Here is a 15,828-nt window from a genome sequence, read left to right on the forward strand (position 1 = left end):
CTCGCTCATCTTCGGTCGCATTCGCATCCACTCAGGTCCGAGCTCTCATGTGTAAGTCAGCCAACGAAACCACCGCCCGGCCGCCTGTTTGCCGGTAGCGGGAATGGTTGGATTCCCCAAGGTCATTCGCGGCCTTACAAGCGCGTGTGGCGGACAAGTTCATGACGAAAATTGTCATAAAAAATGACCGACAGAGCGCGAATTTGTACTCCATCGAATGAGGGGTAACAACGTGAAATCAATAAGTTGAGAGATCGTTTCCTCCTAAATCTAAGGGCATGGCACTTGCTCACGTTTATGGCGCTATGTCTACCAGTCTGCCGAAGCCCCGCCAAGTCCGTGTCCCCGAAGAACGGGGATTTACGTTGGTGGAAATGATGACCGTCATCACCATCATCGGGATCGGTGCGGCGTTGGCGGTTCCAAGTTACACGCAATGGAATGCGCGTTACCAGCTACGACAGGCGGTCACCGAGATCACCGGCCAGTTGGCCCTCGCCAGGTTGGCGGCCATGAACAGAAATACTTCGGTCAACGTCACGGTCACCGCGGCGGCGGGGCGGGTCACTGTGGCGACCGCAGACGTGTCGGGCGCGCAGGTGTTGCCGACGCAGTCGATGATGGTCCACGTGACCAACGTCGGGGGAGGACCGGTGCAGTTTAACTCGCTTGGTCTCCGGTCAGGCGGCGGCGCGGGAAACCAGATGATCACGGTGACGAATAATCAAGGATTGACGTATTCGATCAAAGTCACTCCGGGCGGGAAAGCGACCTGGTGCGCGAGCCCGACCTGCCCCTGAAGGCGTGAGAGTATCGTTGAGTACGGAATGGAAAGGCATGCACGCGAAGCGTTCAACGCAGTCGGGCTTTACGCTGGTCGAAGGCATGATCGCGGCGGTGATTCTTGGCGCCGGGCTGTTAGCGCTCTCTGGGATGCAGGCTATCTCGTTTGGCCGAAACGTGGACGCAAACGAGCTGACGAGGGTGACAAACCTTGCGGCCGACATGATCGAGCGAATTCAATTCAACCGGCGCAACGTTGTGGCCTACAACAATATCGACACGTTGAATGCTGGGACCCAGCCGCCGACAAGTCAACCCATGGCTCGAGGCGACTATGCCCAGTGGCAGGCGCTGTTGAACGCCTCCGGTCTCACCGGCGTGCAGGGGCGCGTCACCGTAACGGCGATCGGGCCGATCACGCCGCCCCTGAATCAAAACTCGGTGACGGTGACGATCACTTGGAGCGGCTCTGTGCGCGGAGAGACGAGCATGACACGAAACAAGGCTCTTACACTGACGACGGTGGTGGCGCCGGAATGAAGACGTTCGGAATGAATCGAAGCCGAATCTACGAAGAGGCGCACGGCGTCACACTCGTCGAACTCATGGCGGGGATCTTCGTCACGCTCGTCGTGGTCGCGGCGGGTTTTACGGCGCTGAATACGACCAACAAGGCGGCTCGCGCCAACGATCAAACGGTGGATACGCAACAGAATGTGCGGGTGGCGATGGAGGTGGTTTCTCGTGATATCAAGCTTGCCGGATTCGGCATGACCGGCCAAGTGGGCGCTTGTGCACTGGCGGGAGCTCCTCAGGCCATTGTTCCTGCGGACAACAGCCCAGGCGGAGCCGATGCAGGTCCGGATTCCATCTCACTGGTCGTTCCGACCACCAGTTCGCTGGCGCCTTTATGGACGCTCGCCAACACCGTCGGGCCCGGCTTCAATCAAATCACATTGCAAGCCGGCGCAGTGGCGAATATGGTGGCGGCCGGTCTCAATACCGCGTCGCCGACAACCGCGCAAATTTCGATCAATGGAACGGTCACGGCGACTGTCAGCACGATCAGCGGCGACACGTTGACGCTCTCCAACACGATCGCTCCCCCGGCGACATTCCTCGCGGGGACCCCGGTCTATCTGCTCCAGTGCGTCACGTATCAGGTGATACGTCCTCCCGATAATAACGCGGTCTGTGGCGGAAATGCGCCCTGCCTAGTGCGAGGCATCACGGTCGCCCTGAACTGTGATGTCGTGGCCAGCCCCTGCGCGCCGATCACGGACGGAATTGAGGATATCCAATTCGCATATGCCTGTGACGGCTGTAATGCGGCAGTGAATGGTGGAGTTGCGGACGGAGTGGTCGATGACCAGAACGCATCCGGGACGTTCGACCAAGCCGATTTCATTACGAACAGCTCCTGGACTATTGCACCCTTGACTCCGGACAAAATCCGACTCGTCCAGGTCAACATCGTGGCTCGGCAGACCGTGGCTGATCAAGGACTCGGAGAAGGTCGGACCGCGATCGTGGCGACCGCCGGGCCGCTCGTCATCAGCGATCACAACCATGCCGCCGATGCCAACTTTGATGCCACCACCTATCCGCAGTTCCGCCGGCGGGTGCTGACTCGGACCGTCCAGACAAGGAACCTGGGGCTCTGAACGAATAGTCGATGAGTGGAGACCGTCGAGAGATGAGGAAAACCGGGCATGGGCTGATCGAAAACCAGCGAGGCGTCGCCTTCCTGACGGTCATGCTCCTTCTGTTGATACTGACTGTGCTGGGAGTCGCAGCCGTGACGGTCAGCGGGCTGGAAAATCGGATTGCGGGTCTCGTGCGAACGAGTGAAGCGGCATCCAGCGCGGCCGAATCGTGCTTGGGAACGGCGGTGAACATCATTCAGCAAACCATCGACCAGGGTTCGTTACCGGCGACTTTCTTGAGCAACGCGGCCCCGCCTGGCCCTGTGCCGCAAACCAATTCCGCCGTTCTCAATCAAGAGATCATGGGGCAGTCGGACAATAACACCGATTTTCCCGACGGAGCCGCCGCTGTGCCGAACATTGTGCAAACCGTGGGAGCCTACACCGTGAACGGCGACATCGACCGGCTGTATGCCAAAGCGAAAGCGGGCTCCGGTATGCAAATGTTCGGTGGATATGAAGGAACGGCCGGAGGGGCCTCGGCGGGCGGTGTCGACATCCTCTATCGAGTCAACTGCGTAGCAAGAAATGTCGCGACCGGCGCGAGCAGTCGAATCACCGCGATCTATGCCTGCACCATGACGGGCGAAAGCTGCCAGAAAAAGTTGTAGGAGGAATGACCATGAACTTGTGGACAGGATCTACGCACTGCCGGCTTGTCCTTTCCTCGGTGGTCGCGGCTTTTGTGATCAGCGGCGCGTCCGGTACGGAAATTCAGACAGCCGTGGCACAAACAGGGCAATCAGCCGCGTCTCTGACCAATTTCCAATCGGGGCAAGTGACGTCGGTAAAAAGCGGAACGACGCTGCAAATCAACAACACGAACTATCCCCTCAAGCCCCAAGTGATCATCAAGGACGACGAGGGGAGGGAGAGGGACGAACGGGAACTGCAGCCCGGGGTGCAAGTCCAGTATCACCTGAAAGGGGGACAGATCGATCAGATCGTGATTGTCCTTCCCAAATGACCCGACGAGGATTCACGGAGCACGGGATTGAAGGGAAGTGGAATCGTAGCTGAGTAAAGCAACAAGCGGAGGCCAGATCATGAAACGGCATACCATGACACCACAGTCGAAGATAACGGCAATTGTGCTGTCGCTTGTGCTGGTAGAAGCTGTGATGTGGCCGGTGGACGTCAAGGCCCAGAACATGGCTGACTATACCGCATCGCCGCCGTTCATTACCGATGCGGTCCCGCCCAACGTCTTGTTGCTGATGGATAATTCGGGCAGCATGAACGAAGCCGCCTACAAAACCACGGCATTCGATCCGAACAAGACCTATTTCGGCCTGTACGATCCACTGGAATGCTATGACTATGGCAGTGAAAAATTCATCCCCGACCCTGCCGCCAATCCGGCGACCCCGGGAACCTGCACGAATTCTCCGTACCTCTGGTCCGGCAATCTGCTGAACTATGCGACGATGCGGCGGATCGACATCGTCAAGTGGGTGATGATGGGAGGAACCTGTTCGGTGGGGGGGCGCGACGCGATGGGAGGGTGCCGCCAGCTCATCGGACAGGATAGCTTCGACAGCGGCGCCTGCTGCCGTGATCAAACCACGTCGGTGCCTCATGCCGATGCGAACGGGAGGGTGCCCTCCACCTACCTCCCAGGAGCGGGCGGTACGCTGTATTTCCACATGATGGGGAGCAGCGGGACCCTCAAGGGGAACTTTTGTCTCGACAATGATTCGACGCAACCCGGCAGCTCGAGCTGTAGCGATGGAGATTCGTATGCCGAATCAGGCCCGTGGCGGATCAGAATCGACCATTTCGAGAATGCCACCGGTGTGATTCAGGAAGTGGGGGACAAGGCGCGGTGGGGGTTGATGCAATTTAAAGGTAACGGTGACGGCGGAAAGGTCTTGAACGATGTCGGGGGGAATGTCCAAAACATGATTACGGCGATCGAGGCAACGACGCCGTCCACCTGGACACCCCTGGCGGAATCGTTGTACGAGGCGACTCGGTACTTTGCCCAGATTCCGCCCGCATACACCAACTCCGACTATTCCTATACGGTCACGAACCGCGATCCGTATTACTTCACGTCTCCCAAGTGGGCAGGCACGGCGCAATATGTGCCGTGTTGCAAGAGCTTTGTGATCATCTTCACCGACGGTGAGCCGACACAGGACTTAAACGTTCCTTCTGCATTGCAAGACTATGGGCACAGCGTCCATGGCGCGCATTGTACAAGCAGCCCTAATACGGATCCCTGTACGCCGCACAAGACAAATTATCCCAATAACGGCTCTCACTATCTTGACGACGTGGCCTATTGGGCGCACATCACCGATATTCGACAAGGGACGATACCGGTCATCAATGAGTCAGGAAAAGACCTGTCAGGCAATCAGAATCTCATCATCTACAGCTTCTACGCGTTCGGTCAGGCGATCGGACGCGAGATTCTCCAGACGACCGCGAAAGCCGGGGGATTCGAGGACCGCAATGGGAACAATTTACCCGATCTCCCGGAGGAATATGATCGGTATAACAACTACACAGGAGCACTGGGTGCCGACGGGTTGCCGGACACGTATTTCGAATCGGCTGATGCCGACGATCTTCGCGCGAAGCTCATGGCCGCCATCACCAGCATTCTCCAAAGAAGCGCGTCCGGGACGGCGGTCTCCGTGCTTGCGACGTCATCGACCGGTGATGGATCGCTCTACCAGTCCTATTTCTACCCTCTCCTCTTCGAAGGGTTTAGGGATGTGAAGTGGACCGGCTATACCCAAGGGCTGTTCCTGGACACGTTCGGGAATCTTCGGGAGGACACCGATGGAGATGCTCGGCTCATTTACCAGAACGACAGCATCGTTCAGACCCGTTTCGACTCGGGCACCGGGAACGTGTTTGTCGATCGTTTCCGCGACACCAACGGCGACGGCAAGGCCGACAGTACGACGCCCTACGAGACCGTAACCTTGAGAGAGGTCAAAGGAATCTGGGAAGCCGGACAACAACTGGCGTTGACCCCATCGGGCAACCGGACTTTGCTCACCTGGGTCGACTTGAATAACAACGGCGTGGTTGATGCGGGCGAACAAATGGACTTTACCACCGCCAACTCGGCGACGTTGGCTCCATATTTGCGAGCCGGGGCCGCTCCTTATACGGCCGACAATATCATCAATTTCGTCAGAGGGGACCAGATCGCCGGTCTCCGGGATCGACAGCTCACCGTCGGCGGCAGCTTGAAGGTCTGGAAGCTGGGTGATCCGATTCATTCCACGCCGACGGTGGTCGCGACGCCGAAGGAGCGCTTCGACGTGCTGTACGGCGACTCGAGTTACACGGTGTTCTTTCAGCAGTACCGCAACCGGCGCCAAGTGGCGTATGTCGGAGCCAATGACGGCATGCTCCATGCGTTCAACGCCGGGTTCTATCATCGTGGCGATGATCCCAGCACGACCACGGTGACGGAGCACGGGTGGTTTACCCGCAATCCCAACGACAACACAAGCGGCAAGTTGCTGGGGGAAGAGCTGTGGGGCTTTATCCCTTATCAGCTCCTTCCACATCTCCAGTGGTTGACGAGGAGCGACTATACGCATGTCTATTATGTCGATCTCAAACCTAAGGTGACCGATGTGCGTATCTTTACTCCCGATGCCGATCATCCGAACGGGTGGGGCACGATTCTCATCGGCGGATTCAGAATGGGAGGGAGTTGCGGCAATTGCGTGGCCGGGACGGGCGCGCCTCCGATGACAGTGGATATCGGCGGGACCATCCGCACGTTCTACAGCGCCTATTTCGTCCTGGACATTACCAATCCCGAGGTACCGCCCAAGTTACTCTGGTCCTTCTCGTCGTCGGATCAAGGCCTGGCGACAAGCTATCCGACAGTCGTGCGAATGAGTCCGTCCAGTGACGGGAAGACGAGCAATACGAACGCCAAATGGTACGTGGTCTTCGGATCAGGCGTGACCGGGTACGATGGGAGTGTCGCGCAGGCCGCCAAGCTCTACGCAGTCGATCTGGCGACCGGGCCGGGAACGAACAACAGCTTGGTGACCACGCTCCCTATTGGTTCGTGGTATTCATTCATGGCGGACTTGATCACGCTGGACCGCGATTTGGATTATCGCGCCGACTCGGTCTATGTCGGACGGACGATCGATCCGACCAGCAGCGGTCGCGGCATCTGGACGGGCAAAATGTATCGGTTGACGATGGGGGCTTGCTCAAGCGCTCCCTGCTCGACGTCCACGTGGGGGATCGCTTCCGGGAGCAATCGGGTTCCGACCGAAGTGATCGATACGTTCCCGACTGGTGGGAGCACGGCGGTCGGTCCGATCGTGGCTGCGCCCACCGTGACACTGGATGACACGGCGAAGGTATGGATCTTCTTCGGGACCGGCCGCTACTACAGTTCGCTCGACAAGACCAACACGGACACCCAGTACTTCTTCGGGATCAAGGACTCGGTGCTCGGCGGGAGCTGCACACAGTCCAGTGTCGTCAGTTGCTTGGACGACGATCTTGTCAACGTCTCCAGCGCCACGATCTGCGTGGTCGGTGTCGGCGACTGCGGGCAGTCCGGCGGCACGAACCAAGTCACCGGTGTCGCAGGTGTGACCACGTTTGAGGGATCCGGAACAACCTCCTTGATCGGACTCGTTCAGAGCAAGGATGGCTGGTTCACCACGTTACCGGCGTCGCGCGAGCGCGTGCTGGCGAGTCCGACCATCATCGGAGGTATCGTGTTCTTCCCCTCGTTCATTCCCAATAACGACATCTGCAGCGCGTCGGGAGAGAGCAATCTGTACGCGCTCTTCTATCTGACCGGCAGCGCCTACAAAGAGTCGGTGATCGGAACGACCGCGGCCGGCAGTAACAAGACTGTCAACCGGTCTATGGCGTTGGGGACCGGCTTGGCGTCGCAAATGGCCGTCCAGATCGGCACCCAGGGAAGCGGAGGCACAGGCGGCGGTCCCAGCGGCTCCGGTTGTCAGGGCGGCGTGATCGGCTTCGTCCAGTCAAGCACCGGCGCCATTGCGCAGCCGTGTACGAAGCCGGCTTTGTCGGCATGGAGCCAATATCTCTCGTGGATCAATCAGCGAGATTGAGCCCATTCGCTTCGACAATAGCCCAAACCGTTGCCCGTTCCTACGCGGTTCCTCCGAAGGGAGCGGACGACGGCCGGGCCCAAAGAAGATAGATGAAGAGCAGGAATCGATCAGGTTCTCACGCCAGACTTCTGGCGATGCTGCTCGGTATTCCGCTCTTGGCGGGCTGCTCACCCGATTCTGCTCAGGTGAACGGCGCAGGATCGCCGCCCGCGAGGAACAACCATCTGCCTTCCGTTCGATCCGCTCGAATCGTTCCGGTCCCTCCCGTCCTGTCCGAACCTGTGTCGGTCCAGGTTGAAGGAGAAGACCTGGACCGCGACCCGCTTACCTTTCGCTATCAATGGCTGGTGAACGGCGAACCGCTTCCCGGAGCCATCGGACATCAGTTGAGCCCTGACACGCTCAAGCGCGGCGACCGTGTCAGCGTCGAGGTGATTCCGTTCGACGGAAAAGGTCAAGGGGCTCCGTATCGAACCGAACCGGTCATCGTCGGCAATACGCTTCCGGTTGTCTCGCGGGTGACGATCGAGCCCGGCCAAATACGGGTCGGAGATGTGTTGCAGGCCCAGGTGGAAGGAACCGACGCGGATCACGATGAGGTCCGGTATCGATTCCGATGGTGGAAAAACAACCGACTCGTCTCCGAAGGCGAAGAGAACACGTTCGATACCGCCGGGTTTCTCAGAGATGATGTCGTCGCGGTCTCCGTGATACCGCGCGACGGCGGTGGAGAAGGCAAAGAAGTGTTTTCTCCGACGATGACCATTGCGAACAGCCCGCCCAAGATCACCTCCGTTCCTCACTCGATCATCCAACAGGGGCATTACCTCTATACCGTCACGGCCGTTGATCCGGAAGGGGATCCGGTCTCGTTTTCGCTGCCGACCGCTCCGCCCGGGATGACGATCGATCAGAAGACCGGCCGCGTCGACTGGCGGATCCCGCCGGAATCGAAAGGATCGTACCGGGTCAAGGTAGTGGTCCAGGACGATCGGGGAGGCTGGGCATTTCAGGAATTCGACTTGTCTCTCAGCGCACCCGCTTCGTCCTAACGGCCCGCTTGCGTCTTTCTCGTCCTCCGACCTTGTCAGGTTTTCGTGTCCTCTGTTAGAATCCCGCTTGCCACCTGGAAGGAGGTTCTCCCAAAAGCACCGCGTGCGTAAGATCAAGCTGCGAGAAGGGACGAATACCGCCGCGCTTTTCGGCCATCACGATCGGCACCTCAAGCTCATTGAAGAAGAGTTTGGGATTCGGTTGTCGGCGCGAGGAGAAGAGTTGGCGCTCGAAGGCTCGCCCGATGCCGAACGGCGGGCCGAACGGGTGCTGACGGAACTGGCCGCTCTGACGACCGAAGGGTACGAACTGAAAACCGAAGATGTCAGTCTGGCTTTGACCGCGCTCCGGCAGAATCAGGACACTCCTCTCAAAGACCTCCTGTTCAGCGCCGCTCCCATCGCCACCAAGAAACGGTTCATTGTCCCGAAGTCCGCCGGCCAAAAGGCGTACATCGAAGCGATCGAGAAATACGACATCGTGATCGCCATCGGCCCGGCGGGGACGGGCAAAACCTATTTGGCAATGGCGATGGCGGTCAATGCGCTGATGCGCAGAGAAGTCAGCCGCATCATCCTGGCTCGGCCGGCGGTCGAGGCGGGGGAGAAACTCGGCTTTTTGCCGGGGGATATGTATGCCAAGGTCAACCCTTACTTGCGGCCGCTCTACGATGCGCTCTATGACATGATGGATGTGGATCGCGCGAACCGGCTGGTCGAGCGCGGCGAGATCGAAATCGCGCCGCTGGCGTTCATGCGAGGCCGGACGCTGAACGACTCGTTCGTCATCCTGGACGAGGCGCAGAACGCCACGGCCGAGCAAATGAAGATGTTTCTGACCCGGCTGGGGTTCCACTCGAAAGCCGTGGTCACCGGGGACGTGACCCAGGTCGACCTGCCGGCCGACCGCGTATCCGGGTTGATCGAAGTCCGGGACATTTTGCGCGATATCGACGGGATTCAGTTCGTCTATTTCGACGAGCGCGACGTGGTCCGTCATCGGTTGGTGCAGGAGATCATCAAAGCATACGATCGGCACGGCGCCGGTCGCGATGCTGAAACCAAACCGACAAAGACGCCCCGGCAGCCGTCCGTCACGAGCCATCCTTCTGCGCGCCGGTCTCAGTCCTCCGCCCCGACCTCGAAAGACCCCTGGGGCCAACCGCATTAATGCCGGTCCTGTTGCGGGTCCGGCCGCGCCGCATCCGGGTTCGGCCCTCTACGTTCAAGGCGTTGGCCCAAAAGCTGTTGAAGACGGTGGGCGAGTCCCGCGCCGAACTCAGCGTGGAGTTGGTCGGCGATCGGCGGATGCGTGGGCTGAATCGGCGGTACCGCGGGCGGGATTATTCCACCGATGTGCTGGCTTTTCCGATGCGGCGCGCGCCACGCGTGAATCGGTTAGGTCTGAGCCGTAAGGCATTAGGGGGGTCCGCTTCACGCTCCATGCCCGACGCAGTACGACCTTCGATGATAGGCGATGTGGTGATCTCTCTGCCGACGGCCGAACGCCAGGCAGCGCGTCGCGGCCGTTCCGTCGATCATGAAGTCGCGACGCTGTTGATCCACGGGGTCTTGCACCTGTGCGGGTATGACCACGAGCGCGGAGAGAAAGAGGCACGCCGTATGCGGCGCAAAGAACGAGCAGTGTGGAAGGCGCTGCAGCCGATTCCGAAGCTGATAGCAAGACGCTAGCCAGGACTCGGAAGCTATCAGCTATTCGCTGTTCGCTCAGAACTTAAAGAGATGAGTTGGTCCCAGCGGCTCAGCCAAGGGTTAGCCAAGACTCGCGAGGTCATCAAGGGCTCACTGGACCGGTTGACCGGTCGGGCTCCGGATCCGGCCTTGCTCGATGAGCTGGAAGCTGCGTTGATTTCCGCCGACCTGGGGGTCCGCGTCGTGAGCCGGCTGATGGAGCGCGTGCGGGCGCAGGCCCGAGGCGGCGGCTCGGACGTCCTGCATCTGCTGGACCAGCTACGGGCGACCATTTTCGACAGTCTCCGCACCTGCGCCGGCGAATCGATCGAACGATTGATCGCCAAGGGCCCGCGTCCCTATGTCGTCCTGGCGGTCGGCGTCAACGGGGTGGGGAAAACGACGACGGTCGCCAAGCTGGCCCAACGGTTACGGCAAGGCAACATCACGCCGCTCCTCGTCGCCGCCGATACCTTCCGGGCCGCGGCGATCGATCAACTCCAGGTGTGGGCCGACCGGATCGGCGTGGAGCTGATTCGGCAGCGGCATGGCTCCGATCCGGCCGCCGTCGCCTTCGACGGACTGGCGGCCGCCAGGGCCCGAGGCGTCCAGGCGGTGTTGATCGATACCGCAGGCCGTTTGCACACGAAATCGAATCTGATGGAGGAATTGCGGAAAATCAAACGCGTGCTGGCGCAGGAACAGCCCGGCGCGCCGCATGAAGTGCTGCTGGTCCTGGACGCCACCGTGGGGCAGAACGCCCTTTCACAGACTCGGCAATTCCACGAAGCGGTCGGCGTCACGGGTCTGGCCTTGACCAAGCTGGATGGGACCGCGCGCGGCGGAATCGTCGTGGCCGTCGCCGACGAGTTCAAGATTCCCGTCCGCTTGATCGGCGTCGGCGAGGCGGTCGACGATCTGCAGGATTTCGATCCGCAAGCCTTTGTGGGCGCGCTGTTCGGCCAATCAGCCTGATCGACTGCTTTTTCCCCGATCTCGTCAATTCCTTCTCATCGCCCGGCGTCTATGCTATTCTGGCACCGTCATGATCGCGGCGCTCTTCGAGGTCGCGAAGGCGGGCGGTCGGTGGTCGTCACGCCGCGGGCGTCTCGGCCGGCATAAGGAAAGGTTCCGTGAACACCCTTCTCGTGATCGACGATGATCGGTTGAATTGCGACCTGCTCCAAGCCGTCTTTTCGCGCCAGGGGTACCACGTGCTCACGGCGACCAGCGGGCGCGAAGGCTTGGACCTGTTCCGCAAGCTGACCCCGCGCGTCACCCTGCTGGATCTGCGGATGCCGGAGATGGACGGGTTGACGGTGCTCAAGGAGATCCGCGCCATCGATCCCTATGCGCCAGTCATCATTCTGGGGGGCGGGGCGACCGAAGCGCAGGAGAATCAAGCCCGTGAACTGATGGTCACGGATTTTCTGCGGAAGGGGTTGTCGCTGGACGTGCTGGTTGCAACGGTGAATCGGGTGGCCCAACAACCCGTCATGCGGGCGTTCACCCCGTCCTTACCCCAGTCGGTTTCCCCAACGAGCACCGAAGGCGAAACCATTCTCGTGGTGGACGACGAGGCGATGGTGCGCGACCTGCTGGTCCGCTTCCTGAACCTGCGCGGGTATCGCGCGCAGGGAGCCAAGGACGGACCCGAAGCGTTGAAGATGATCGAGCAAGCGCCGCCGGATCTGGTGCTGCTCGATGTGATCATGCCGGGCATGAACGGCGTGGACGTGCTTCGCGCCTTGCGGGAGCGGGAGTACCAGGGTGGAGTCATCATCCTGACCGGCAGCCAAAGCGAAGAGTTGCTCGACAAGGCCTGGGCCTTGGGCCCGCAGGAAGTCCTCAGCAAACCCGTCGATCTTGAGCGGTTGTTGACGGCGATCCAGCTCGTACTGGTGTGCCGGGAATGTTGATCTCGCCTCGTCTGTGCCACGGTGTAGGGTGACCCTGTCTTGCCTCGCGCGTGCCGCCGGTCTGTTCGCCGCCGGGGTCCTTTCCTCAGCCGGGTTCCTACACGGGGGCGCTGCACCGGCCTGGGCCGGCGCAGAACCCGCCGGTTCGCCCAGGCTGCAGGACACGGCCATCCTTTCTCATGCGCTATCCATCGACCTTTTTCCTGATACGCATCGGCTGATCGCCGCGGACCGCATGACCATCGGTATCGGGACCGGATCCGCCGAGCAACTCGCGTTTTCGCTGGCGTCGTCGCTTCAGGTGCGGCAGATCCAGGCAACCTCGGATTCCCAGCCGATTGACGTGACCTGGACAGCCGAATCGGGAGCCGCCGCGGCGCTCCATGGATCGCAGGGGCAACGGGTGCTCGTCCGATTGGGACGCCCGATTCCGTCCGGCCGAACCCTTACGCTGGAGTGGCGGTACGAAGGAATCGTCAATGACCCCCCGCGCGAACCCCGGCATCTTCGCTTCGTGATTCCCAGCGAAACCTCCGGCCATATCGGTCCGCAGGGCGTGTACCTGAGCGGCGAAACCGAATGGTATCCGGACCTCGTCGGCTCGCTCGCGACCTTTCATGTCTCGGTGACCACGCCTCGCGGGTGGGTGGCCGTCACGCACGGCAGAGAGGTCTCTCGGAGAGAAGCCGGCGTCGGGACCGAGTCGGTGACGGCCGAATGGGAGGTGACGGAAAAGACCGAGGCGCTGACGCTCGTGGCCAATCGATTCGTAACGTCACAGCGGGATTGGCGGGACAGGGGAGGCCGCGCGATCCGGATCGCGACCTATCTGTTCCCGGAAGACGCCCACCTGGCGGATGAATATCTCGACGCCTCCGCACGCTACCTGGAAGCCTACAGCGAGATTCTCGGGCCCTATCCGTTCCCCAAATTCGCCGTGGTGGAAAATTTCTTCGCCAGCGGCTTGGGTATGCCGTCGTTCACCCTGCTGGGAAGCGGCGTCATCAAGCGCCACTATGTGCAGCCCTACGCGCTGGGCCACGAGATCGTCCACTCCTGGATCGGCAACGCCGTGTTCAATCGGACGGAAGCGGGGAATTGGGTCGAGGGACTCACCACCTACCTGGCCAATTACTACTATCACGAGTTGACCGGGAAGACCGAAGAAGCCGGGCGGGAGCGACGCCTGATGCTCTACGGCTATGCGGTGCACGTCAGGCCGGAGCAGGACTATCCGGTCGGGAGCTTCACCCGGAAAACGGACGAGAAGGACAATGCCATCGGCTATCAAAAGGCGGCCATGGTCTTCCACATGCTGCGTGGCGAGATCGGCGAAACGGCGTTCTGGGCCGGCGTGAAGAAGCTGGTCTCGGACTTCCGGGGAACCTATGCCGATTGGCGCGACCTTGAACGGATATTCGCCGAAACGGCCGGCAGGGATCTGCGGTGGTTCTTCGCCCAGTGGATCGAACGAACGGGCGCCCCCGACCTGACAATGAGGCGCGCGACGGCGCGGCCGGCGCCGACAACGTCGGAGCCGGGCGGCTATCGGCTCACCGCCAGGGTCGTGCAGGCGGGAACCCCGTTCCGATTCCGGGTTCAGTTGCTTGTCCGGTTGGAAGGGAACCGGATGCACCGCGCGGATGTTATGATCGAGCGGGCCGAGCAGGACGTGACCGTGTCCGTCCCGGCCAAACCGGTCGCCGTCGAGCTCGATCCCGACCTGGCGGTATTCCGCCGCCTGGACCGCGCCCGGCTTCCGGCGATGCTGAATCTTTATGTCACCGATCGGCGACGATTGGTGGTGCCGCCGGACGCCGGGTCGGAGGCGGCGCGCGCGCCGTATCGGGAACTGGTCGCCCGCATCCTCAAACAAAATCGGTCACGGCCCGCTGAGGAACAGACCGACGTGGTGGAAGGAGCGAGGGCGGACGGTGTATCGGCCGCGGGTTCGGTGCTAGTATTGGGCGGGCCCGGCGCGAACCGGGCCGCTGCGTGGGCGGTGCGGGGCTGCGAAGGGAGCGTGCGGATCAGCGAGGACGGGTTTGCCATCGGGGGGAATCGGTATGAAGGGCCGCAGGCCGCGCTCTTGGTATCCTGTCGACGACCGGACCGGCCGGGGAGCGTCGTGACGCTCTTTTACGGGGTGTCGCCGGAGGCGGCGGCGAAAGTCGCCAGGCTGTTATTTTTTTACGGGTGGAACAGTTACGTCGTCTTCCGCGACGGCGCGGTGGTGGCCCGCGGAGACTGGGAAGAACCGCGGGATGTGGTGGAGGTCGATGTTGAGGCGCCGTAGGTCGGTGCTGAGCACTGTGTCGCTCGCGTTCTTGAGCGTGCTTGTCGGGGCGTTGTGTTCCGATGTTCGAAGTTCGATGTTCGACGTTCGAGGCATTCCGACCGCCGACCAACCTCGAACCTCGAACCTCGAACCCCGACGGGTGATCGAACGTCACCTCGCGAACATCCGCCAGCTCACCTTCGGCCGGCAAAACGCCGAGGCGTATTTTTCCTTTGACGGGACCAAGCTCATTTTTCAATCCACCAACAACTGGATGAAGGGCACCTTTGCGGAGACGCTCGCGCCGGCGGAGTCGGGCCTCGGTTGTTATCAGATGTACGTGATGGATCTGGAGACCGGCCACATCCGGCTGGTCAGCACCGGGACGGGGGCGACCACCTGCGGCTACTTCTTCCCCGGCGACCGGCGCGTGCTCTTCTCGTCCACTCATTTGCGTGGACCGAACTGTCCGCCGAAGCCCAAGCGTGACCGGGCCTACCGCTGGGCCTTGGACGACTACGATATTTTTTCCGTCAGGATCGACGGCCAGCAGATACAGCGTCTGACCCATACGCCGGGCTATGACGCCGAAGCGACCGTCTCGCCGGACGGCAAGACGATCGTCTTCACCTCGATGCGCGACGGAGATTTGGACATCTACGCCATGAATTTGGACGGCACCCATCTGCGACGGCTTACCGACGAAGTCGGCTACGACGGCGGACCCTTCTTCTCGCCGGACAGCAAGCGTATCGTGTATCGGGCGCACCACCCCAAGGAGCCGGCCGACATCGCCAAGTACAAAGAATTGCTGGCGCGGAACCTGGTCGAACCGAGCCGTCTGGAAATCTTCGTGATGAACGCCGACGGCACGGGCAAGCGGCAGGTGACCGCGAACGGCGCCTCCAACTTTGCGCCGTTCTTTCATCCGGACGGCCGGCGCATCATCTTCTCGTCGAATGTGCAGGACGTGCCCCCTTCCTCCGTCCCCCGCTCTCCGTTGACGGATGACGGACGACGGAAAACGGAAGGCGGAAGACCGCCGGCGTTTCATCTCTATCTGATCAACGATGACGGGACCGCCTTGGAGCGCGTCACGTTCGAGGGCTCTTTCAACAGCTTCCCGATGTTCTCACCCGACGGCAAAAAGCTGGTCTGGGTGTCGAACCGCGGCGCGAAGGAACCCGGAGAGTTCAACATCTTTCTCGCCGACTGGGCACCATGACCTCGCCAGATAGAGCGAACAGCGAACAGCCAACAGCAAATAGCTCAGAACTGATAGCGACTCGCTATTCGCTGCTTGCTATC

At 60.9% G+C, this 15,828-nt stretch carries 13 protein-coding genes; all 13 read left to right on the forward strand.

What is annotated here, in order from left to right:
• The first annotated feature begins 305 nt into the window (after window positions 1-305).
• The 13 genes from AB1555_08850 to AB1555_08910 all read left to right on the forward strand — a co-directional run bounded on the left by AB1555_08850 (window position 306) and on the right by AB1555_08910 (window position 15,745).
• Window positions 306-800, forward strand: coding sequence for a pilin (locus AB1555_08850; protein ID MEW6246802.1), 495 nt, complete (start codon window positions 306-308; stop codon window positions 798-800).
• A gap of 37 nt (window positions 801-837) precedes the next feature.
• Window positions 838-1,323, forward strand: coding sequence for a prepilin-type N-terminal cleavage/methylation domain-containing protein (locus AB1555_08855; protein ID MEW6246803.1), 486 nt, complete (start codon window positions 838-840; stop codon window positions 1,321-1,323).
• Between the two features lie 11 nt (window positions 1,324-1,334).
• Window positions 1,335-2,447 carry a PilW family protein gene (locus AB1555_08860; protein MEW6246804.1) on the forward strand — a complete coding sequence of 371 codons (1,113 nt, stop codon included), beginning with the start codon at window positions 1,335-1,337 and terminating at the stop codon, window positions 2,445-2,447.
• Window positions 2,448-2,458: 11 nt separating this feature from the next.
• Entirely contained in the window at window positions 2,459-3,100 is a 642-nt protein-coding gene (locus AB1555_08865; protein ID MEW6246805.1) for a PilX N-terminal domain-containing pilus assembly protein, read from the forward strand.
• An 11-nt stretch (window positions 3,101-3,111) separates the two neighbouring features.
• Complete coding sequence (locus AB1555_08870; protein MEW6246806.1) at window positions 3,112-3,456, forward strand: hypothetical protein; 345 nt, start codon at window positions 3,112-3,114, stop codon at window positions 3,454-3,456.
• A 79-nt stretch (window positions 3,457-3,535) separates the two neighbouring features.
• A complete protein-coding gene (locus tag AB1555_08875) occupies window positions 3,536-7,576 on the forward strand; it encodes a PilC/PilY family type IV pilus protein (protein ID MEW6246807.1) in 4,041 nt (1,346 codons plus the stop codon).
• Between the two features lie 92 nt (window positions 7,577-7,668).
• Window positions 7,669-8,631: a cadherin repeat domain-containing protein gene (locus AB1555_08880; protein ID MEW6246808.1), complete on the forward strand. Its 963-nt coding sequence runs from the start codon at window positions 7,669-7,671 to the stop codon at window positions 8,629-8,631.
• Window positions 8,632-8,734: 103 nt separating this feature from the next.
• Entirely contained in the window at window positions 8,735-9,802 is a 1,068-nt protein-coding gene (locus AB1555_08885) for a PhoH family protein (protein ID MEW6246809.1), read from the forward strand.
• The gene (gene ybeY / locus AB1555_08890; GenBank protein ID MEW6246810.1) at window positions 9,802-10,323 is read left to right on the forward strand and encodes an rRNA maturation RNase YbeY; all 522 of its coding nucleotides are present in this window, start codon (window positions 9,802-9,804) and stop codon (window positions 10,321-10,323) included. The genes AB1555_08885 and ybeY overlap by 1 nt, the downstream gene beginning before the upstream one ends.
• Before the next feature lie 51 nt (window positions 10,324-10,374).
• A complete protein-coding gene (gene ftsY, locus AB1555_08895) occupies window positions 10,375-11,298 on the forward strand; it encodes a signal recognition particle-docking protein FtsY (protein ID MEW6246811.1) in 924 nt (307 codons plus the stop codon).
• A 158-nt stretch (window positions 11,299-11,456) separates the two neighbouring features.
• Window positions 11,457-12,242: a response regulator gene (locus AB1555_08900; protein ID MEW6246812.1), complete on the forward strand. Its 786-nt coding sequence runs from the start codon at window positions 11,457-11,459 to the stop codon at window positions 12,240-12,242.
• 28 nt (window positions 12,243-12,270) lie between these two features.
• Window positions 12,271-14,538 carry a M1 family aminopeptidase gene (locus tag AB1555_08905; GenBank protein MEW6246813.1) on the forward strand — a complete coding sequence of 756 codons (2,268 nt, stop codon included), beginning with the start codon at window positions 12,271-12,273 and terminating at the stop codon, window positions 14,536-14,538.
• A gap of 76 nt (window positions 14,539-14,614) precedes the next feature.
• Window positions 14,615-15,745 (forward strand): hypothetical protein, encoded by a 1,131-nt coding sequence (locus AB1555_08910; protein ID MEW6246814.1) that lies wholly within the window; start codon window positions 14,615-14,617, stop codon window positions 15,743-15,745.
• Window positions 15,746-15,828 lie beyond the last annotated feature (83 nt).

The sequence above is a fragment of the Nitrospirota bacterium genome, assembly GCA_040755395.1.
Taxonomy (GTDB): domain Bacteria; phylum Nitrospirota; class Nitrospiria; order Nitrospirales; family Nitrospiraceae; genus DATLZU01.

Bases quoted from the DNA above. Each gene is read 5' to 3' on its own strand.
- AB1555_08850 (MEW6246802.1), top strand. From the start codon at position 306: ATGTCTACCAGTCTGCCGAAGCCCCGCCAAGTCCGTGTCCCCGAAGAA.
- AB1555_08855 (MEW6246803.1), top strand. From the start codon at position 838: ATGCACGCGAAGCGTTCAACGCAGTCGGGCTTTACGCTGGTCGAAGGC.
- AB1555_08860 (MEW6246804.1), top strand. From the start codon at position 1,335: ATGAATCGAAGCCGAATCTACGAAGAGGCGCACGGCGTCACACTCGTC.
- AB1555_08865 (MEW6246805.1), top strand. From the start codon at position 2,459: ATGAGTGGAGACCGTCGAGAGATGAGGAAAACCGGGCATGGGCTGATC.
- AB1555_08870 (MEW6246806.1), top strand. From the start codon at position 3,112: ATGAACTTGTGGACAGGATCTACGCACTGCCGGCTTGTCCTTTCCTCG.
- AB1555_08875 (MEW6246807.1), top strand. From the start codon at position 3,536: ATGAAACGGCATACCATGACACCACAGTCGAAGATAACGGCAATTGTG.
- AB1555_08880 (MEW6246808.1), top strand. From the start codon at position 7,669: ATGAAGAGCAGGAATCGATCAGGTTCTCACGCCAGACTTCTGGCGATG.
- ybeY (MEW6246810.1), top strand. From the start codon at position 9,802: ATGCCGGTCCTGTTGCGGGTCCGGCCGCGCCGCATCCGGGTTCGGCCC.
- ftsY (MEW6246811.1), top strand. From the start codon at position 10,375: ATGAGTTGGTCCCAGCGGCTCAGCCAAGGGTTAGCCAAGACTCGCGAG.
- AB1555_08910 (MEW6246814.1), top strand. From the start codon at position 14,615: ATGTTCGACGTTCGAGGCATTCCGACCGCCGACCAACCTCGAACCTCG.